The organism is Pseudoalteromonas sp. S1610 (assembly GCF_005887465.1).
GTDB classification, from domain to species: domain Bacteria; phylum Pseudomonadota; class Gammaproteobacteria; order Enterobacterales; family Alteromonadaceae; genus Pseudoalteromonas; species Pseudoalteromonas undina.
This window is the reverse complement of record NZ_PNDI01000121.1, coordinates 1-230: the sequence shown is the minus strand read 5'-3', so window position 1 is coordinate 230 and position 230 is coordinate 1. Positions and strand designations below refer to the sequence as shown.

Sequence of the window (230 nt, the reverse complement as noted above, 5' to 3'; positions counted from 1 at the left end):
GTCCGGGGGCTGCAAGCGGCAACAGATTGATCTTTAGCAAATATAACTTGCTCAAGGCGCGGACGGTTGTAGCGCGGCGGCGTTATTAGTAAGGGTTGATGATCTAAGTAAGCAGGGCGCTGTTTAATATCGCGGCGTGTAGTAATATCAAGGTCTGTATACGTGTTGAACCTCCATGCTCGCTCATCTGACATATCAATAACTTTATACGACAGCGTCAAAAAAACATT

The 230-nt window shown here is 46.1% G+C and carries 1 pseudogene; it reads right to left on the bottom strand.

Going from position 1 to position 230, the window contains the following annotated elements:
* A pseudogene (locus CWB77_RS18050) lies at positions 1-194 on the bottom strand (sensor histidine kinase); the annotation flags it as partial.
* Between the last annotated feature and the right edge of the window lie 36 nt (positions 195-230).